Raw genomic sequence first — 18,428 nt, 5'->3', positions numbered from 1 at the left:
ATACCGTCCGGGATCTATTGCCATGAAGCGTCGCTACCGCTGGCCGTTGTGGACTCTTGCCACCACCGTTGTTCTGCTGATCGCCCTGCACATCGCCCTGCCCTATCTGGTGCGCGACTATCTGAATGACAAACTGGCCAACATGGGCGATTACCGCGGCCAGATCACCGACGTGGACCTGGCGCTCTGGCGCGGGGCCTACAAGATCAATGGCCTGAAAATCGTCAAGGCCGACGGCAAGGTGCCGGTGCCATTCGTCGATGCGCCGGTTATCGACCTGTCTGTCAGTTGGCACTCGCTTTGGTACGACCATGCTGTCGTGGCACAGGTTAAATTCTTTAAACCTCAGGTTAACTTCGTCGATGGTGGTGCCAACAAGCAGAACTCCCAGACCGGTCAGGGCACCGACTGGCGTGAGCAACTGGGCAAACTGTTGCCTATCACGCTCGACGAAGTGCAGATCAGCGATGGGCGGATCAGCTTTCGCAACTTCAACTCCAAACCACCGGTAAACATGAATGCAACCAACGTCGACGCCAGCATTTACAACCTGACCAACGTGGTCGACAAGGAGGGCAAACGCGACGCTCGCTTCGAAGGCAAGGCCCTGCTGCTGGGGCATGCCCCGCTGGAAACCACAGCCACCTTCGACCCCTTGAGCGATTTCGAAGACTTCGAATTTCGCCTGCGGGCCCGCGACATCGAACTCAAGCGCATGAACGACTTCGCCTCGGCCTATGGCAAATTCGACTTCAACGCCGGCCACGGCGACGTGGTCATCGAAGCCGCCGCCAACAAGGGCCAGCTCAAGGGCTACATCAAACCGCTGCTGCGCGACGTGGACGTGTTCAACTGGCAGCAAGATGTCGAGAACAAGAACAAGGGGATCTTCCGTTCGATCTGGGAAGCACTGGTCGGCGGCACGGAAACCGTGCTGAAAAACCAGGGCAAGAACCAGTTCGCCACCCGCGTCGAACTCAGCGGCAGCGTGCATCAGCAAGATATCAACGCGTTCGAAGCGTTTTTGCAGATTTTGCGCAATGGGTTCATCCAGGCCTTCAATGCCCGGTATGAACGGCCGAAGCCGGATGCGGGCTAAGTTTTTCGGTTGACGATGTAGTGCCCGGTATCCTCTGCCGCGATCAGTGCAGGCTTCTCCTGCAACGAATCCCAACCCAGACAGGCCAGGGCCAATGATCGCGGCACCGCTTCCCGACCATTACTGTAGCGACTGATGCTGCGGGCGCTGACACCCAGCGCTTCGGCCGCCTCATTCAACGGTAGACCGGTGCGAGCGCGCCAATCCATGAAAATCCGTGTGTTTTCGTCGGGCGCATTTTGCGCGAGCGCGTCCCGGTACAAGGTATCGGCACCAATCTGGATATCCGGCTCCAGCCACTCCACGCTCCAGCCGTCGTCACCCAACTCAGCGCTTGCGAACACTTCAGCGTCCAGTAGCGGAGCGAGCCCCGGATAGGTTTGCAGATCGCGGCTCAAGTCCAGGTTCAGCCGTTGGCCATCAATAAAGGTCAACGACAGACAAGCATCGCCAATAGCCTGCACCGCCGCCAATCTAGGCCGCTTCATGGGTAACATCGTTTCCAGTCCTCCAGCAATTGCGTCTGATGGGCCGAAACCCACGCCAACGCTTCCTTGACGATCAGTGGCGGTGCCTTGCCCATCATGACCTCGACGGTTTCCAGGCTCAGCATCACATCCACTCCGCCACCGGTCAGGTGAACATGGGGTGGCGGGTGATCCTTCTCGCGCAACTGAATGCGGTATTTATCGCGAAATCGGTATTTGGTAGTCATGCCCGAAGGCTATCGCCAAATCGGCGATACCTGAATACTGGCCTCGTGCCGAAACTGAGTCAACATGTGACGCCCCATTCAGAGACTGAATAAGCCGTCTGCGTTCACAGTCGACCGGGCCGCGCGTTATAGTCGGGCATCCGATTATTTCGCCCCCGCCCTGCCCGTTCAGGTCGGCGTTACCGTTCGAGGATTAGCAGATGAAGTTCGAAGGCACCCAGGCCTACGTCGCCACCGATGACCTGAAGCTGGCGGTCAACGCCGCCATCACCCTGGAGCGGCCGCTGCTGGTCAAGGGCGAACCGGGCACCGGCAAGACCATGCTCGCCGAGCAACTGGCCGAATCGTTCGGCGCCAAGCTGATCACCTGGCACATCAAGTCCACCACCAAGGCCCATCAGGGCCTGTACGAGTACGATGCGGTCAGCCGTCTGCGCGACTCGCAACTGGGCAATGAAAAAGTCCACGACGTGCGCAACTACCTGAAGAAGGGCAAGCTCTGGGAAGCGTTCGAGTCCGAAGAGCGGGTCATTCTGCTGATCGACGAAATCGACAAGGCCGACATCGAGTTTCCCAACGACCTGCTGCAAGAACTCGACAAGATGGAGTTCTACGTTTACGAGATCGACGAGACCATCAAAGCCAAGAAGCGTCCGATCATCATCATTACCTCCAACAACGAGAAAGAGCTGCCGGACGCCTTCCTGCGCCGCTGCTTCTTCCACTACATCGCCTTCCCTGACCGCACCACCCTGCAGAAAATCGTCGACGTGCACTACCCGGACATCAAGAAGGATCTGGTCAGCGAAGCGCTGGACGTGTTCTTCGACGTGCGCAAGGTGCCGGGCCTGAAGAAGAAGCCTTCGACCTCCGAGCTGGTGGACTGGCTGAAGCTGCTGATGGCCGACAACATCGGCGAAGCCGTTCTGCGCGAGCGCGATCCGACCAAAGCCATCCCGCCGCTGGCCGGTGCGCTGGTGAAGAACGAACAGGACGTGCAACTGCTTGAGCGCCTGGCGTTCATGAGCCGTCGCGGCACCCGCTAAGAGGCTGACGCCATGTTGCTCAACCTGTTCAATGAAATGCGTGCAGCCAAGGTGCCGGTGTCGGTGCGCGAGCTGCTCGACCTGATCAACGCGCTGAAACAGCGCGTGACCTTCGCCGACATGGACGAGTTCTACTACTTGTCCCGGGCGATTCTGGTGAAGGACGAACGGCATTTCGACAAGTTCGATCGTGCGTTCGGCGCCTACTTCAATGGCCTGGAAAAGCTCGACGATCACTTGCAGGCGCTGATTCCCGAAGACTGGTTGCGCAAGGAATTCGAGCGCTCGCTGACCGATGAGGAACGCGCGCAGATCCAGTCCCTCGGCGGTCTGGACAAGCTGATCGAAGAGTTCAAGAAACGCCTGGAAGAACAGAAGGAACGCCACGCCGGCGGCAACAAATGGATCGGCACCGGCGGCACCAGCCCGTTCGGCTCCGGCGGTTTCAACCCGGAAGGCATTCGGGTCGGCGATGCCGGCAAACGCCAGGGCAAAGCGGTGAAAGTCTGGGATCAGCGCGAGTACAAGAACCTCGACGACTCCGTGGAACTGGGCACCCGCAACATCAAGGTCGCCCTGCGCCGCCTGCGCAAATTCGCGCGTCAGGGCGCGGCGGAAGAGTTGGACATCGACGGCACCATCGACCATACCGCCAAGGACGCCGGCCTGCTGAACATCCAGATGCGCCCGGAACGGCGTAACACGGTGAAGCTGTTGCTGCTGTTCGACATCGGCGGCTCGATGGACGCCCACGTGAAGATCTGCGAGGAACTGTTCTCGGCCTGCAAGACCGAGTTCAAGCATCTGGAGTACTTCTATTTCCACAACTTCATTTATGAGTCGGTGTGGAAGAACAACATGCGCCGCACCTCCGAGCGCACCTCGACCCAGGACCTGCTGCACAAGTACGGCGCCGACTACAAAGTGATCTTCATCGGTGACGCCGCCATGGCGCCTTATGAAATCACCCAGGCCGGCGGCAGCGTCGAGCACTGGAACGAAGAGCCGGGTTACGTGTGGATGCAGCGCTTCATGGAGAAGTACAAGAAGCTCATCTGGATCAATCCGTACCCGAAAGATACGTGGGGCTACACCTCATCGACGAATATCGTGCGGGATTTGATCGAGGATCAGATGTATCCGTTGACGTTGCGCGGGCTGGAAGAAGGGATGCGGTTTCTGTCCAAGTAATTCGTTGTCTGGACTGACGCCATCGCTGGCAAGCCAGCTCCCACAGGGATCGAGGTGAACACAAATCTTGTGAGCACCGCCGAACACTGTGGGAGCTGGCTTGCCAGCGATGCTTTTAGCGTTGTTTGAACTGGCGCAGATATTCGACGTGTTCCCGGTGTGCGACGTCCTGTACCACCGGGCGCAACCTGACCTTCGCCCCCGGCAGACACTGTGCCAGGCGGGCCAGCGCCAACGGTGTCAATGCGCCCAATCGTGGATAGCCGCCAATGGTCTGCCGATCATTGAGCAATACGATCGGCTGCCCGTCCGGCGGCACCTGCACCGCGCCCAGCGGAATGCCCTCGGAAATCATCGGCTGGCCTTGATACTGCAACGCAGTGCCCAGCAAGCGAATGCCCATGCGATCGGCACGACTGTCCAGCGTCCAGGCACGGTTGAATGCATCGAACAGGCTCTGCCCGCTGAACTGACCGATCTGCGCGCCGAGCACCAGATCGAGCGGCGCGTCGAGGTGCAGATCCGGTCGATGCTCCGCCGGCACCTCGCGCACCAACAGGGTTTCACCCTGATAACTCAGCGAAGCGCCCTTGGCCAGCGGCAGGCCAAAACCATCGAGCCCGCCGAGTTCTTCGCGCACGACCGTGGCACTGCTGCCCAACACTTGCGGCGCACTGAAACCGCCGGGCGCCGCCAGATAGGCCCGCGCGCCCAGCAACGGCTGGGTGAACTTCAAGGTCTGCCCTTTGCGCAGCTTGAAACTGCGCCACGGCGCCAATGCCTCGCCATCGATCTGCGCGCCAAGATCGGCGCCGGCCAATGCCAGCAAGCATTCTTCTCCAGCCACCACCGTAAACCCGCCGAGGGTAATTTCGATTACCGGCAAGTCCAGGCCATTGCCCAGCAGCCAGTTGGCCCAGGCCATCGACCGCCAGTCCGCCGCGCCGCCCTGGGTCACGCCCAGATGGCGCACGCCAAACCGTCCGGCATCCTGCAACAGGCACAACGGCGTACTCGCTTCAATCGTCAGTCGGCTCATGCGAGGGCCTCCAGAGGCGTGTCGTCACCGCCGAGGCGGATGAATTCGGCATGGCTCACCGCTTCGAAACGCACGGTATCGCCGGGCTGCATGAGGCTGTAGCCATCGCGTTCACGGTCGAACAGTTTTGCCGGCGTGCGACCGATCAGATTCCAGCCACCGGGAGAGACCACCGGATACGCCGCTGTCTGCCGTTCGGCGATGCCGACGCTGCCGGCGGCGACTTTCTTGCGTGGGGTATTCAGACGCGGTGCCGCGAGGACTTCTTCCACCAGGCCCATGAAGGCAAACCCCGGTGCGAATCCGAGCGCGAACACCTGATATTCACGGGCACTGTGGCGGCGGATCACTTCTTCCACCGACAAACCGCTGCGTTGCGACAGCAGGCTCAATTCCGGGCCGACGCTCAGGTCGTACCACACCGGCAGCAGGTGACACTGGCCGCCGGTGCGCGCATTCGGCGACAGGTCGATCAGCGCTTCGGCAATCAATTCCCGGGCCTGACTCGGATTCAATTCGGTCAAGTCGTAATGCACCATCAACGTGGTGTACGACGGCACCAGATCGATCAGATGTTCGCCGAACACCGTGCGCAACCGCTCGCTGGCGGCGAGCATCCACGGCATGTTGGCTTCGGCGATTTCATCGAACAGGCGCAGCATCAGGCAATCCAGCGCCACCACTTCCACCCGCGGATTCATGGTGCGCTCTGCTCGTTCAAGGCCTGACGAATGCGCTGCACGGCCGCCACTGAACTGGCGTTGTCGCCGTGCACGCACAAAGTGTTGGCTTGCAGGTGCAGCGCGCTGCCGTCGCTGGCGGTGAGGTTGTCGCCACGGGCGATGGTCAGCGCTTGCCCGATGATGGTTTCGCAATCGTGGTGCACCGCGCCCGGCAGTTGTCGCGAGACCAGTCGGCCGGCGCTGTCGTAGGCGCGGTCGGCGAAGGCTTCGAACCACAGCGTCACACCGTATTCGTCACCGAGTTGCTGGGCTGCCGTGTTGTCGCGGGTGGCCATCAGCATCAACGGCAAGCTGCGATCGTAAGCCGCGATGGCCTGAATCACCGCGCGCAACTGCGCCGGGTTCGCCATCATGTCGTTGTACATCGCGCCGTGGGGTTTGACGTAACTGACTTTGCCACCCTGGGCACGGCAAATACCGTCGAGGGCGCCGATCTGGTAATGCAGGATGTCTTGCAGTTCCTGGGCGGTGTACGCCATGGAGCGCCGGCCGAACCCCACCAGATCCTGATAGGCCGGATGCGCGCCGATCTGCACGCCGTGGCTCAGGGCCAGGCTGACGGTCTTGCGCATGATGCCCGGGTCGCCGGCGTGAAAACCGCAGGCAATGTTGGCGCAATCGATGAAAGGCATGACTTCCGCGTCCAGACCCATGGTCCAGCTGCCGAAGCTCTCGCCGATGTCACAGTTCAATAGCAGGCGGCTCACGGTGAACACTCCTGTAGCTGTTATCTTTTTGTGCTGTAGGACAGTTGTCGCAGGTTATCAGTTACTGCGCGTCCAGTTGCTTGCCACGGGTTTCCGGCAGGCTCAACGCCGCGAGGATCACCACGCCGTAGGACACCGCCGCAAAGGCACCGATGCCTACACTAAGCGGTACTTTCTGGCTGAGCAGCCCGATCAGCAGCGGGAACAATGCCGCCAGCGCCCGGCCGATGTTGTAGCAGAAGCCCTGCCCCGAACCGCGAATCCGGGTTGGAAACAGCTCGGTGAGAAACGCGCCCATGCCACTGAAAATCCCCGAGGCGAAGAAGCCCAGCGGGAAGCCCAGCCACAACATCACGCCGTTGCTGACCGGCAATTGGGTGTAGAGCAGAACGATTGTGAACGAGCCGACCGCGAACAGGATGAAGTTCTTCTTGCGGCCCAGCAGGTCGGTCAAATAGGCGCTGATCACATACCCGGCGTAGGAACCGATGATCACCATCGCCAGATAACCGCCGGTGCCAAGTACGCTCAAACCGCGTTCGTTCTTCAGAAAAGTCGGCAGCCAGGAGGTAATCGCGTAATAACCGCCGAGGGCGCCGGTGGTCAGCAACGAGGCGCGAATCGTGGTGAAGAGCATGCCGGGGGCGAAGATCTCGTAGAACTTCGACGGGCTTTCCGGGGTTTGTTTGGCTTTGGCTTCACGATAAATCTCCGGGTCCTTCACCAGACGGCGGACGAAAATCACGAACACCGCCGGCACGATGCCGAGGATGAACAGTGCGCGCCAGGCATCTTCCGGTGGCAACACCGAGAACAGCAGCGCATAGAGAATTGCCGTCAGGCCCCAACCCAAGGCCCAGCCGGATTGCACCATGCCCACCGCCTTGCCGCGGTCCTTGGCGCGGATCACTTCGCCGATCAGCACTGCACCCGCCGTCCATTCACCGCCGAAACCGAAGCCCATCAGGGTGCGGGCGATCAGCAGTTGCTCGTAGTTCTGGGCGAAGCCGCAGAGGAAAGTGAAGAAGGCAAACCACAGGACCGTCAGTTGCAGGGTGCGCACGCGGCCGATGCGGTCGGAGAGAATCCCCGCCACCCAACCGCCGATGGCCGAAGCGATCAGGGTGCTGGTGTGGATCAGGCCGGCTTCGCCGGTGGTGATGCCCCACATCGCGATCAGGGTCGGCACCACGAAGCTGAGCATCTGGGTGTCCATGCCGTCCAGACCGTAGCCGATCTTGCAGCTCCAGAAGGTCCGGCGCTCCTGCTGATTGATGTTGCGATACCAGTCGAACGGGCCGGAACGGGCCGCAGTCTTGGGGAGGTCGAGGGTGTCGGGCGCACTCATGGCATGTCTCCGCAGGCTTTTATTGGTCTTGTTCGAAGCTCCGACGACGCCTATCGTGGGAACCGGATGCGTCGATTCTTGGGTGCTTCACCCGGTCGCGTCCAACGAATAAAAACCCGCCCAAGACATAAGAAAAATTTGATGCCATGAACCTGAAGTTTCTCGAAACCTTCGTCTGGGTCGCCCGGCTGAAAAGTTTTCGCCTGACCGCCGACAAGCTGTTCACCACCCAGGCCTCGATCTCCAGCCGGATCGCGGTGCTCGAAGGCGAGCTCGGGGTGAAGCTGTTCCTGCGTGATTCACGCGGCGTCAGCCTGACGCCCGAAGGTTTGAAAGTGCTGGACTATGCCGAGCAGATGCTCGACACGATGCAGGCGCTGAAGCAGTCGATCGAGACCCGATCGAGCAAGGTCGGCCGGGTACGGATCGGGGTGATGGACACGGTGATCCACACCTGGCTCAGCCCGCTGGTGGCGCAGATGACCGATCTGTACCCACGGGTGGAAATCGAGCTGGTGGCGGATACCTCGCTGAACCTCTGCGATCAGCTGCAAAAAGGCTTTCTCGATCTGATCCTGCAAACCGATCTGGTGCGCCAGGAAAGCGTGCGCAGCCTGGAACTGGCCAGCCACCCCATCGGCTGGATCGTCGCCAGCAACTCGATCTACAACCGTGATTACCAAAGCCTCGCCGACCTGGCCCTGGAACGGATCATCACCTACTCGAAAAACTCCCGGCCGCACCAGGACATCCTGGCGTTGATGCAGGCCCAAGGTGTGTTGGCGCCACGGTTGAACTGTGTGAATTCGGTATCGGCGATTACCCGGCTGTTACGCGACGGGTTCGGCATTGGCGCGTTGCCGCCGGTGCTGGTGGCCGAGGAGCTGGCGCGGGGCGAACTGACCCTGCTCGACATCGAACAACGCCCGCCGAACCTGCAGGTGGTGGTGTCGTGGCGGGTCGGTGGGGAATGGGTCGAGGAGATTGTGACGCTGTGTCAGCAGGTGCTGGAGGAATATGCGCGCAAGGTGGGCAAGGATTACATCGTTCTAAGTTGATCGTTCCCACGCTCTGCGTGGGAATGCAGCCCGGGACGCTCCGCGTCCCTCGCAAGCCGAACGCGGAGCGTCCGTTGAGGCATTCCCACGCAGACGGTTCGACGCCTCGACGTGGGAACGATCTTCATAAGGCTCAGAGCCCGCGCACATCCCGGTCTTCGATCGGCCGGCTCTGGCGCAGGCGCTTGCCGCCCAGCACCACCCAGTCGATCAGACGGAACAGGCACTCCAGGCCGAACGACAGCAGCAACGCGCCGCTCATGCCCCAGATCATCGCCTCAGGCGTCAGCAGGATCTGGTAGCTGTAGCCATTCCAGGTTTCCTTGCGGATGTCCGGATCGGCGGCCAGCACCACCTGCAGGAAGCGGATGTACCACGGGCCCTGCATCGCCTGGAATTGCTTGTCCAGCGCCAGCTGACGGTTGAGCAAAGTGCTCAAGCTGTCGGCATCGCTGCGAAACACCGGGTCTTCGCTGGCGCGATAGTGGGCGACCAGCGCCTGGATATCCCCTTTGAAGAACTGCTCGGCGGTGCCCTGGAAGCCGCGCAGACCGGTCTGCGCCTCGATCAGGTGCGCTTCGACCCGCTTGGCGTAATCGTTGATGAAGCCCGGCACCTGGACACCGATCAACAGGCCCGCCGCAAACAACACCAGCCGTAGATAACTGAGCAACATGGGGGTGCAATCCTTATTCGGTCGTGCCTTGGCTGACGCATTCGCCGCGTCGCCACAGGCTCCATTGGCCCGGTTCGTAGCGGGTCCAGGTTTCGTTTTCGGTCAAGGGTTCGGTGGCAATCACCGTCACCACGTCGTTGGGCGTGGTTTCGGCCTGGAAGTCGACGATCACATCGACGTCCTTGAGCCGCGCCGGGCCAAACGGTGCACGACGGGTGATCTGCGCCAGTTTGGTCGAGCAATAGCAGAACAGCCAGTCGCCGTCGCTGAGCAGGCAGTTGAACACGCCTTTGCTGCGGTATTCGGCGCACGCGGCGACCAGATCCGGCAGCAGCACCTCTATATCGACCGGTTCCGGAAACGCTGCACGTACGCGATTGAGCAAATCGCAGAATGCCGCTTCGCTGTCGGTGTCGCCGACCGGGCGGTAGAAACTTTTGATCGGGGTGAAATCGGCGAGCTGGCCGTTGTGCGCGAAGCACCAGTTGCGCCCCCACAGTTCGCGGACGAACGGGTGGGTGTTGGACAGGCAGACCTTGCCGACGTTGGCCTGACGGATATGACCGATGACCACTTCACTCTTGATCGGATAGCGCTGCACCAGATTGGCGACTTCCGACTCGCTGCTGGCCGCCGGGTCCTGGAACAGGCGCAAGCCGCGCCCTTCGTAGAAGGCAATGCCCCAGCCGTCGCGGTGTGGCCCGGTGCGACCACCGCGCTGCATCAACCCGGTGAAGCTGAACACGATGTCGGTCGGCACGTTGGCACTCATGCCCAGTAATTCACACATGTGCGGACTCTCGTGATTACAGGCGCGGCTCGACCCGCATGCGCTGCGGATTGCTCGGTACCGGCGGGCGACCGTAGCGGTCATCGCCGGCGCCGCCGAACGGTTGATCGGCATCACGCTCATCTTCGGCACGGGCGGCTGCGCGAGCCGCTTCGGCCTGTTCCTTGCGAGCGTTCGAAGCGCGCTCGATCGGGAAACGGATCAGCACGAAAATCAGGTACAGGCCGAACGCGATCATGGCGTACATGAGCAGTTCGGAAATGGCGCGCCAGGCGTTGTTACCGACCTTGAACGCCAGATCCAGCGCGGTGATGGCGATGGCCGGGGCGAATTTTTCCTTCACCGGGTCAATGATGGTCGGGCTGAACAGCAACACCGCCATCAGCACACGCAGCGGCTCGCGCAGCCAGCGCCACATCCAGCGGGTCATGCGCATCCACACCAGCAGGCAGCCCACGGCGGCAAAGGCGTAAAGGCCCCAGGCGATCAGATAGTCGTTCTCGGTCATGGTGTCCATGGCAAGGCAGGCAAAGAGGCGCTTATAGTAACGACTTTTCGCACGTCAGGCTTCCCCGCCGTCCGTGCGGCCCTTATTTGTCATGTCCGAGAGCTTTCCATGCCCGTATCCGCCAACGTCAGCAGCGCCCCGATTGCCCACAAGGCCGCCGGTCACGACCCGTACGCCTGGCTGCAGGAACGCGACACCGACGCGGTGCTCGACTACCTCAAGGCTGAAAACGACTACCAGCAGGCGCAGACCGCCGATCAGGCCGAGCTGCGCGAAACCCTGTTCGAAGAGATCAAGGGCCGGATCCTCGAAACCGACCTGTCCCTCCCCTCGCCATGGGGCCCGTACCTGTATTACACCCGCACCACCGCAGGTGACGAATACGCCCGTCACTACCGCTGCCCGCGTCCGGCCGACGACAGCCTGACCCTCGACGAAAGCCGCGAACAGCTGCTGCTCGACCCGAACGCGCTGGCCAACGGCGGCTTTTTCTCCCTCGGCGCCTTCAGCATCAGCCCGGATCACCAGCGTCTGGCCTACAGCGTCGATGCCTCGGGCGACGAGATTTACACGCTGTTCGTGAAGGAATTATCCAGCGAGCGCGTCAGCGAACTGGAATTCCAGGACTGCGATGGCAGCATGACCTGGGCCAATGACAGCCTGACGCTGTTCTTCGGCGTGCTCGACGACACCCATCGCCCGCACAAACTGTTCCGCTACCGCCTGGACGGCACCGCCGCCGAAGAGGTATTCCACGAACCGGACGGGCGTTTCTTCCTGCATTGCTACCGCGCCAGCTCCGAGCAGCAATTGCTGTTGTCGCTGGGCAGCAAGACCACCAGCGAAGTCTGGGCACTGGACGCCAATCAGCCGCAGCAGCCGTTCACTTGCCTGGCGCCACGGGTCGAGGATCACGAATACGACGTCGATCACGGCAAGCTCGATGGCGAGTGGACCTGGTTCATCCGCACCAACCGCGATGGCATCAACTTCGCCCTGTATCAAGCGCCGGACACCGGCATCACGCCGAGCGAAGCCGACTGGCAGAACCTGATTCCCCACAGCGACTCTGTGATGCTCGATGGCGTGACCCTCAACGCCGAAGCCCTGACCCTGAGCCTGCGTGAAGGTGGTCTGCCGATCATCGAAGTTCGCCCACACGGTCTGGCGCCTTATCGCGTGCAATTACCGGACGCGGCCTACAGCCTCTATGTGCAAAACAGCCTGGAATTCGAAAGCGACCGCATTCGCCTGCGCTATGAAGCGCTGAATCGTCCGGCTCAGGTTCGGCAACTGATCCTCGCCACCGGTGAACAGACCGTCCTCAAGGAAACCCCGGTGCTCGGCCCGTTCGACGCCGACGCCTACGTCAGCCAGCGCCTGTGGGCGACTGCGCCGGATGGCACCCAGGTGCCGATCAGTCTGGTGATGAAACGGGAAATGGTCGGCAAAGCAGTGCCGCTGTACCTCTACGGTTACGGCGCCTACGGTTCAAGCCTCGATCCGTGGTTCTCCCACGCCCGCCTGAGCCTGCTGGATCGCGGCATGGCATTCGCCATCGCCCACGTTCGCGGCGGTGGTGAACTGGGCGAAGCCTGGTACCGCGCCGGCAAGCAGGAGCACAAGCACAACACCTTCAGCGACTTCATTGCCTGTGCCGAATTCCTGATCCTCAACGGCATCACCACCGCGCCACAGCTGGCGATCAGCGGCGGCAGCGCCGGTGGCTTGCTGATCGGCGCGGTGCTCAACCAGCGTCCGGATCTGTTCGGCGCGGCGATTGCCGAAGTGCCGTTCGTCGACGTGCTCAATACCATGCTCGACCCGGATCTGCCGCTGACCGTCACCGAATACGACGAGTGGGGCAACCCGGAAGAACCGGAGGTCTACGAGCGGATCAAGGCCTACGCGCCGTACGAAAACGTCACCGCGCAGGCGTATCCCGCAACACTGGTGATCGCCGGCTACAACGACAGCCGCGTGCAGTATTGGGAAGCGGCCAAGTGGGTGGCGAAATTGCGCGCGACCAAGACCGATGACAATCCATTGCTGCTCAAGACCGAACTGGGCGCCGGCCACGGCGGCATGAGTGGGCGTTATCAGGGATTACGTGACGTAGCGCTCGAATATGCATTTGTTTTCAAGGTTCTGGGCATCGCCTGAGGAACTCCGCCGGTCACTTGGGTCTTAATTCCAGACATTAAGAGCCGATACACATAGAACCCTGTGGGAGCGGACAAGCCCGCTCCCACAAGGAATGTGTAACGCGCGGAAACCGTGAAAACAAAAAGACTGTGACGACATGTCAGAACCAACCCTACTGAACAACGAAATCCGCGACTGGCTGATGGACTGCGGCCTGTTCGATCAATTGCAACTGGCGGATTTTGCCGCTGCCTCGGGCTACTTCAGCATCAGCACCGTGGCAGAAGGCGAAGCGATCTTTCGCGAAGGCGATGCCGGCAGTTTCATGTGCATCATCCACACCGGCCAGGTGGCCGTGCAGAAAACCGGTGGCGACGGTCAGGTCGTGACCATGGCCACCCTGCGCAGCGGCCGGGCGTTCGGCGAAATGGCCGTACTCGACGGCGAGCGCCGCTCGGCGACCTGCGTGGCGGCGAGCAACTGTCAGTTGCTCAACCTCGGCAAGGACTCACTGGAAAAAATGCTCAATGACGCGCCGAAGATCGCCGCCAAGATCATCCGCGCCCTCGCCGTCTCCCTGTCCAAACGCCTGCGCATGGCCGACGGCCAGCTCGCCGCCCAGCAGATCTAGCCCCCCGGAGATTTGGGTTTACTCTCGTTCTGTTCCAGGCCCGGCAAGGGCTGATCCTTGGTTGGCGGGCTGGGCATTTCGATCGGCACCAGCGGCGGGCCGCCACTGCCGGGGCCGGCCTTGGGAATCGGCACAGGACTGATCTGCGGATACGGGGTTGGCGTCGCCGTGCCGGGAGAGCCCGGTTGCGGTGTCGGGCTGACGGGAATCGTCTGTTGCGCCTGTACGGCAGTTATCGAGAGCGCGGCCAGGGTAATGACCGTTAGAATGGTGCGCTTCATCAAGGGCTCCGTTGGCCTGAAGTCTGCCTTCAGGCTACTCCCAACGCGCCGGCTTGCCTTCCCCCCCTGTAGAGATTTCCATGAAACGTTTCGTTCTGCTCGACACCACGCCGATCCCTGACAACGGCGGCGCCCTGTGCCTGTTCGAGTATGGCGAGGACTTCGTCATCAAGATCCAGGGCGGCGACGGCGGCCAATTGATGAACACCCGCATGCACGGTTCCGAAGATGCGCTGGCCGAGATCCCGTGCCGCAAGGTCGCCGGCCGGCCGAACTCGCGGGTGTTGATCGGCGGTCTGGGCATGGGCTTCACCCTCGCCTCGGCGCTCAAGCATCTGGGCAAGAGCGCCGAAGTGGTGGTCGCCGAACTGGTGCCCGGCGTGGTCGAGTGGAACCGTGGTCCGCTCGGTGAAAAGTCCGGACGTCCGTTGCTCGATCCGCGCACGGTGATCCGTCAGGAAGACGTGGCCAAGGTGCTGCAAAGCGAGCCGAACGGCTTCGACGCGATCATGCTCGACGTCGACAACGGCCCCGAAGGCCTGACCCAGAAGGCCAACAGCTGGCTGTATTCCGCCGCAGGCCTGGCCGCGTGCGCCAAAGCGATGCGGCCCAAAGGCGTGCTCGCGGTATGGTCGGCCAGCGCCGACCGGCAGTTTTCCGACAAATTGAAGAAAGCCGGTTTCAAGGCCGAGGAAGTGCAGGTCTTCGCCCACGGCAACAAGGGCACGCGCCACACGATCTGGATTGCCGAGAAGCTCAAGGGCTGAGCTAAACTTGCCCCCTAACCGTCATTAGTCTTCTGCAAAGGTGAACCCATGAGTTCGTCCACCCCGACCAACACTTCGAAGCTGGATCGCATCCTCGCCGACAACCAGCGCGACAAGGAAATGGGCTACCGCGACAAGGCCCTGAAGATGTACCCGCACGTGTGCGGCCGCTGCGCCCGTGAGTTTTCCGGCAAGCGCCTGAGCGAGCTGACTGTGCACCACCGTGACCACAACCACGACAACAACCCGCAGGACGGTTCCAACTGGGAACTGCTGTGCCTGTACTGCCACGACAACGAACACTCGCGCTATACCGACCAGCAGTACTTTGGCGAAGGCTCGCTGAGCACGCCGAAAATCGCCAAGGCTACGCATAACCCTTTTGCTGCCTTGGCCGGGTTGATGAAGAAAGAAGACTGAGCCACCACTCCGATCGTTCCCACGCTCCGCGTGGGAATGCAGCCCGGGACGCTCCGCGTCCCAAAGCGGACGCAGAGCGTCCATTGAGGCATTCCCACGCAGAGCGTGGGAACGATCAGCACCGCAGATCCTGAATCTGCCCGCCCTCCCCCAATCCCCGTATAATCGCCCTCTTTTTCCCGAAGGCACCCCGCTCGTGGCAGACAAACGGTACAGCTGCATTGGTTTGTATAACCCCAAATCACCGGAAAACGTCGGTTCGGTGATGCGCGCCGCAGGCTGCTACGGCGTGTCGACCGTGTTCTACACCGGCAAGCGCTATGAGCGCGCCGCCGAATTCGTCACCGACACCAAGCGCGTGCACTACGACATCCCGCTGATCGGCATCGACGACCTGAAAAAGATCCTGCCGCTCAATTGCGTCCCGGTCGCCGTGGAACTGGTCGATGGCGCCCGCCCGCTGCCGGAATACACCCACCCGGATCGCGCCCTGTACATCTTCGGCCCCGAAGACGGCTCGCTGGATCAGGAGATCCGCGACTGGTGCGAAGATGTCGTGTACATCCCGACCACCGGCTGCATGAACCTCGCCGCCACGGTCAACGTTGTGCTCTACGACCGCATGGCCAAAGGCCTGAATACCCGCTCCGGGCCGAAATTCCGCTGAAACGCCGCACATCCGATGGAACGAGCTGACCGCCTGCGCAGTCAGCTTGTTTATCCATTACTCATTGCCTGGAGAAAGATCATGACCGAGCTCAAACGCGTCGAACGTATCGAATCCACCCCGTTTCAGAGCCGTCCTGAGCAGAACGTCGAAGGCTGGGAGCGCATCGGCTCGCTGGCCGGCGGCGTGATCATGGTCGGTAAGGGCCTGCGCCGTGGCGGGGTATTCGGGCTGATTCAGGTGGCGATTGGCGGCGTGGCCATGGCCCGCGGCATTACCGGTCACAGTTCGGTGAAAAGCCTGCTGGAGAAAAGCCGTCAGGACATGAACAACGTGCGGGCGAAGATCGAGCGGGCCGGTGAAGAACTGAGCAAGCTCAAGGCCAATGCCGAGGCGGCGACCAAGACCGCCACCGTGACCGGCAATGACTCGGTGAAATCGCCGAAAGCCGGGGTTTGATCCTGGATTTGCCTTGAGGCTGATGGCCTCATCGCTGGCAAGCCAGCTCCCACACTGTTTTGAGTTGGGCACAAATCAGTGCCCAACCCACAAACCGATTTGGGCGGGACAAAAAATCAGCGTTCACCGCACGAACCTGTGGGAGCTGGCTTGCCAGCGATGACGGTTTTACTGCAGTAACGCGGTATCAAGGACTTTGGACGACTCGCCGAGAATGCTTTCGGCAAGTTGCACGAACGCTTTGGTATCCACCGTCCCCAGATGCATCGCGCCGCGCAGCACGTCATCCAGCGAGCGCTTGTTGCGGGTCTTCAGGCGAATCTCGCCGTCCAGCTCCTGCAACAACAGCACCGCTTTCGACAGCTGCGCCGGGCTGATCTGCTCGCCGCGCAGGGTCGTGACTTTCTGGCTGTCCTTGGCCAGTTTCGCCTGCAACGCCTGATAACGCTCGTCGCTCATGCCCCCGGCACGGCGTACCAGTTCGATGGCGTAATACTCGGCAAAACCCTCGCTGATCCAGTCGCTGCGCTGCTCGTCGTTGATCCGTCCGAACACCTGCACCAGCTCGCGCATCAGGGCGCTGCTGCCGTTTTCGCTGACCAGCGGCAACCGCGTGTTGAGGTAGATCGACTCTCGCGCCGCGAGGCTGCCACGCCACATCGGGTCGTTGGCGCCGACAATCAGCAGTTTGCTCGGATGGCGCGGAAACACCGCCTGCACCTGCGGCCAGACAAACGTCAGCAGCGTCAGCACATCCATCCGGCGCATGCCCTGCCCTTGCGGCGAGGCCACCGTGACTTCGGTTTCCCCCAACCGCGTGCGGCGGCTGCCGAGGTGGCCGGCGAGCATCCAGCCGGTCGGGCGGTCGAACAGGCGTGACGGATTGTCGATACGGAATTTGTTCTTGCCGATGCGCGGCCAGGCGGTTTCGACGCTTTTCCAGCCGTCGGGCAATTCGAAGTGCAGGCGCGCGACCAGCTCGATGCCATCCTGCTGATCAAGCTTGGCCGGCGGCACCAGTTCATCGCCGCGCATCAGCGCCCAGGTCGGGGTCATGCGCGTGTCGAAGCTGCCGTTCTTGCGGCCGTGGCTGATGCGTACGCGGTAGGTCAGGCTGGCCTTGTCCGCCGTCGGGCGCCAGACCCCGTGCGCCGCTTTGCCCGGCGTCAGTTGCCACTGGCCGTCGGCCTTGAAGTCGCTGTAGTGGCTGCCGTCGCCGAGGTCGAAATCCAGGCTGCGCACGACTTCGCCCTTGGCCAGGGTCAGGCGCACTTCGGCCTGATCGCTCTGCGGCAGCAGGCGTACCTGATAATCCAGATCGACTTTCTTCGCCGCCCACACCGGCGCACTCAGCGCCAGCAGCGTGACGATCAGCGCCCGGCGCAATCCCGTCGCCATACCTGCTCCTGGGTCAATCGTCAGCCTGCGCGAAAAATCAGGTGATCTTCCCAGTCGTCTTCCGGCACGCTGCCTTCGGCGAGCATGCGCCCGGACTGGGAAATCCGTTCGTGGTGTACAGCGTCGCGATCACCGCAGACCAGGTGATGCCACAGCGGCAGATCCTTGCCTTCGCTGACCAGCCGATAACCGCAGGTCGGCGGCAGCCATTTGAATTCTTCCGCCTGGCCCGGGGTGAGCTGGATGCAGTCCGGGACAAACTTCATGCGGTTCGGGTAATCGCTGCACTGGCAGGTTTTCAGGTCCAGCAGTTTGCAGGCGATGCGCGTGTAATAGACGCTGTTGTCTTCCTCATCCTCGAGCTTTTGCAGGCAGCACAGGCCGCAACCGTCGCACAGCGATTCCCATTCCTCGTGATCGAGTTGATCGAGGGTTTTGCGTATCCAGAACGGTTCGACTTTGGCGGCCATGGCTCAAGCATCAACATCAGGTGGTGAAAAGGCCGCCAGTCTAGTGCCCAAGGCCCCGTGATCCAAGCGCTGGCGACTGCCGGTTGTGCGGGGCTTGTCAGTTTTTGCGCGGCCAAGTAGCTTTGCCGGTCACACCAGGCCTTTGCCGGATGCCATAAACGCTCGACCGCGTTGCATCCGGTGATCTGCAGGCTTGCGCCACAACCCCATCGTTCAGCCCAACTGATCCCGCCGGGTTTCGCTTCCAACCTGTTCTCAAACGTAGCAAGG

22 protein-coding genes are annotated in these 18,428 nt (G+C 61.6%); 10 read left to right on the top strand and 12 right to left on the bottom strand.

The window, feature by feature from the left end; all coding sequences use genetic code 11:
* Window positions 1–22: 22 nt before the first annotated feature.
* Window positions 23–1,099, top strand: a complete 1,077-nt coding sequence (locus CAF77_RS21185) for a DUF748 domain-containing protein (protein ID WP_064383154.1) — start codon at window positions 23–25, stop codon at window positions 1,097–1,099.
* Here the strand turns inward: CAF77_RS21185 and CAF77_RS21180 are convergent.
* Window positions 1,096–1,596, bottom strand: a complete 501-nt coding sequence (locus tag CAF77_RS21180) for a helix-turn-helix domain-containing protein (protein WP_064383152.1) — start codon at window positions 1,594–1,596, stop codon at window positions 1,096–1,098. The genes CAF77_RS21185 and CAF77_RS21180 overlap by 4 nt on opposite strands.
* Window positions 1,584–1,814 carry a DUF4160 domain-containing protein gene (locus CAF77_RS21175; protein WP_064383150.1) on the bottom strand — a complete coding sequence of 77 codons (231 nt, stop codon included), beginning with the start codon at window positions 1,812–1,814 and terminating at the stop codon, window positions 1,584–1,586. Before CAF77_RS21175 ends, CAF77_RS21180 begins: the two co-directional genes overlap by 13 nt.
* 200 nt (window positions 1,815–2,014) lie before the next feature.
* On the opposite strand from CAF77_RS21175, the gene CAF77_RS21170 reads away from it, so the two are divergent.
* Entirely contained in the window at window positions 2,015–2,860 is an 846-nt protein-coding gene (locus tag CAF77_RS21170; protein ID WP_007911294.1) for a MoxR family ATPase, read from the top strand.
* Between the two features lie 12 nt (window positions 2,861–2,872).
* Window positions 2,873–4,051, top strand: coding sequence for a VWA domain-containing protein (locus tag CAF77_RS21165; RefSeq protein WP_007956512.1), 1,179 nt, complete (start codon window positions 2,873–2,875; stop codon window positions 4,049–4,051).
* A 115-nt stretch (window positions 4,052–4,166) separates the two neighbouring features.
* On the opposite strand, the gene CAF77_RS21160 is transcribed toward CAF77_RS21165, so the two are convergent.
* The 4 genes from CAF77_RS21160 to CAF77_RS21145 all read right to left on the bottom strand — a co-directional run bounded on the left by CAF77_RS21160 (window position 4,167) and on the right by CAF77_RS21145 (window position 7,888).
* Window positions 4,167–5,090 (bottom strand): biotin-dependent carboxyltransferase family protein, encoded by a 924-nt coding sequence (locus CAF77_RS21160; protein ID WP_085655498.1) that lies wholly within the window; start codon window positions 5,088–5,090, stop codon window positions 4,167–4,169.
* Entirely contained in the window at window positions 5,087–5,791 is a 705-nt protein-coding gene (pxpB, locus tag CAF77_RS21155; protein ID WP_085655499.1) for a 5-oxoprolinase subunit PxpB, read from the bottom strand. The genes CAF77_RS21160 and pxpB overlap by 4 nt, the downstream gene beginning before the upstream one ends.
* Entirely contained in the window at window positions 5,788–6,540 is a 753-nt protein-coding gene (locus CAF77_RS21150) for a 5-oxoprolinase subunit PxpA (protein ID WP_064383145.1), read from the bottom strand. The genes pxpB and CAF77_RS21150 overlap by 4 nt, the downstream gene beginning before the upstream one ends.
* A 61-nt stretch (window positions 6,541–6,601) precedes the next feature.
* Window positions 6,602–7,888: an MFS transporter gene (locus CAF77_RS21145; RefSeq protein WP_085655500.1), complete on the bottom strand. Its 1,287-nt coding sequence runs from the start codon at window positions 7,886–7,888 to the stop codon at window positions 6,602–6,604.
* Window positions 7,889–8,034: 146 nt separating this feature from the next.
* Between CAF77_RS21145 and CAF77_RS21140 the strand changes: the two genes are divergently transcribed.
* Window positions 8,035–8,946: a LysR family transcriptional regulator gene (locus tag CAF77_RS21140; RefSeq protein ID WP_085655501.1), complete on the top strand. Its 912-nt coding sequence runs from the start codon at window positions 8,035–8,037 to the stop codon at window positions 8,944–8,946.
* Window positions 8,947–9,079: 133 nt separating this feature from the next.
* Here CAF77_RS21140 and CAF77_RS21135 read toward each other — a convergent pair whose 3' ends face one another.
* The 3 genes from CAF77_RS21135 to CAF77_RS21125 are packed head-to-tail and all read right to left on the bottom strand — an operon-like array spanning window position 9,080 to window position 10,929.
* A complete protein-coding gene (locus CAF77_RS21135; protein WP_007956487.1) occupies window positions 9,080–9,622 on the bottom strand; it encodes a DUF2937 family protein in 543 nt (180 codons plus the stop codon).
* A 13-nt stretch (window positions 9,623–9,635) separates the two neighbouring features.
* The gene (locus CAF77_RS21130; protein ID WP_025110635.1) at window positions 9,636–10,412 is read right to left on the bottom strand and encodes a class II glutamine amidotransferase; all 777 of its coding nucleotides are present in this window, start codon (window positions 10,410–10,412) and stop codon (window positions 9,636–9,638) included.
* Between the two features lie 16 nt (window positions 10,413–10,428).
* Entirely contained in the window at window positions 10,429–10,929 is a 501-nt protein-coding gene (locus CAF77_RS21125) for a hypothetical protein (RefSeq protein WP_064383140.1), read from the bottom strand.
* Window positions 10,930–11,028: 99 nt separating this feature from the next.
* On the opposite strand from CAF77_RS21125, the gene CAF77_RS21120 reads away from it, so the two are divergent.
* Window positions 11,029–13,083: a S9 family peptidase gene (locus CAF77_RS21120; RefSeq protein WP_064383138.1), complete on the top strand. Its 2,055-nt coding sequence runs from the start codon at window positions 11,029–11,031 to the stop codon at window positions 13,081–13,083.
* 139 nt (window positions 13,084–13,222) lie between these two features.
* Window positions 13,223–13,696 carry a cyclic nucleotide-binding domain-containing protein gene (locus CAF77_RS21115; protein ID WP_007956482.1) on the top strand — a complete coding sequence of 158 codons (474 nt, stop codon included), beginning with the start codon at window positions 13,223–13,225 and terminating at the stop codon, window positions 13,694–13,696.
* Here CAF77_RS21115 and CAF77_RS21110 read toward each other — a convergent pair.
* On the bottom strand, window positions 13,693–13,977 hold the full coding sequence (locus tag CAF77_RS21110) for a hypothetical protein (protein ID WP_085655502.1): 285 nt from the start codon (window positions 13,975–13,977) through the stop codon (window positions 13,693–13,695). The two genes, CAF77_RS21115 and CAF77_RS21110, sit on opposite strands and share 4 nt — an antisense overlap.
* Window positions 13,978–14,057: 80 nt before the next feature.
* Here CAF77_RS21110 and CAF77_RS21105 point away from each other — a divergent pair, with 80 nt between their 5' ends.
* The 4 genes from CAF77_RS21105 to CAF77_RS21090 all read left to right on the top strand — a co-directional run bounded on the left by CAF77_RS21105 (window position 14,058) and on the right by CAF77_RS21090 (window position 16,290).
* Window positions 14,058–14,744 carry a hypothetical protein gene (locus CAF77_RS21105; RefSeq protein ID WP_011332930.1) on the top strand — a complete coding sequence of 229 codons (687 nt, stop codon included), beginning with the start codon at window positions 14,058–14,060 and terminating at the stop codon, window positions 14,742–14,744.
* A 48-nt stretch (window positions 14,745–14,792) separates the two neighbouring features.
* Complete coding sequence (locus CAF77_RS21100) at window positions 14,793–15,164, top strand: YajD family HNH nuclease (RefSeq protein WP_007944009.1); 372 nt, start codon at window positions 14,793–14,795, stop codon at window positions 15,162–15,164.
* A gap of 196 nt (window positions 15,165–15,360) precedes the next feature.
* On the top strand, window positions 15,361–15,831 hold the full coding sequence (locus tag CAF77_RS21095) for an RNA methyltransferase (protein WP_085655503.1): 471 nt from the start codon (window positions 15,361–15,363) through the stop codon (window positions 15,829–15,831).
* An 81-nt stretch (window positions 15,832–15,912) separates the two neighbouring features.
* Entirely contained in the window at window positions 15,913–16,290 is a 378-nt protein-coding gene (locus CAF77_RS21090) for a DUF2892 domain-containing protein (protein ID WP_064383132.1), read from the top strand.
* Window positions 16,291–16,458: 168 nt separating this feature from the next.
* Here the strand turns inward: CAF77_RS21090 and CAF77_RS21085 are convergent, their stop codons facing one another.
* Together CAF77_RS21085 and CAF77_RS21080 are read right to left on the bottom strand one after the other, a co-directional pair.
* A complete protein-coding gene (locus CAF77_RS21085; RefSeq protein ID WP_085655504.1) occupies window positions 16,459–17,688 on the bottom strand; it encodes a hypothetical protein in 1,230 nt (409 codons plus the stop codon).
* 20 nt (window positions 17,689–17,708) lie between these two features.
* Window positions 17,709–18,158 (bottom strand): YcgN family cysteine cluster protein, encoded by a 450-nt coding sequence (locus tag CAF77_RS21080; RefSeq protein ID WP_007958058.1) that lies wholly within the window; start codon window positions 18,156–18,158, stop codon window positions 17,709–17,711.
* Window positions 18,159–18,428 lie beyond the last annotated feature (270 nt).

It is taken from the genome of Pseudomonas sp. R15(2017) (assembly GCF_002112685.1).
In the GTDB taxonomy this organism is placed as follows: Bacteria; Pseudomonadota; Gammaproteobacteria; order Pseudomonadales; family Pseudomonadaceae; genus Aquipseudomonas; species Aquipseudomonas glycinae.
The sequence above is the reverse complement of the archived record's forward strand: the minus strand, read 5'-3'. Positions and strand labels throughout refer to the sequence as shown.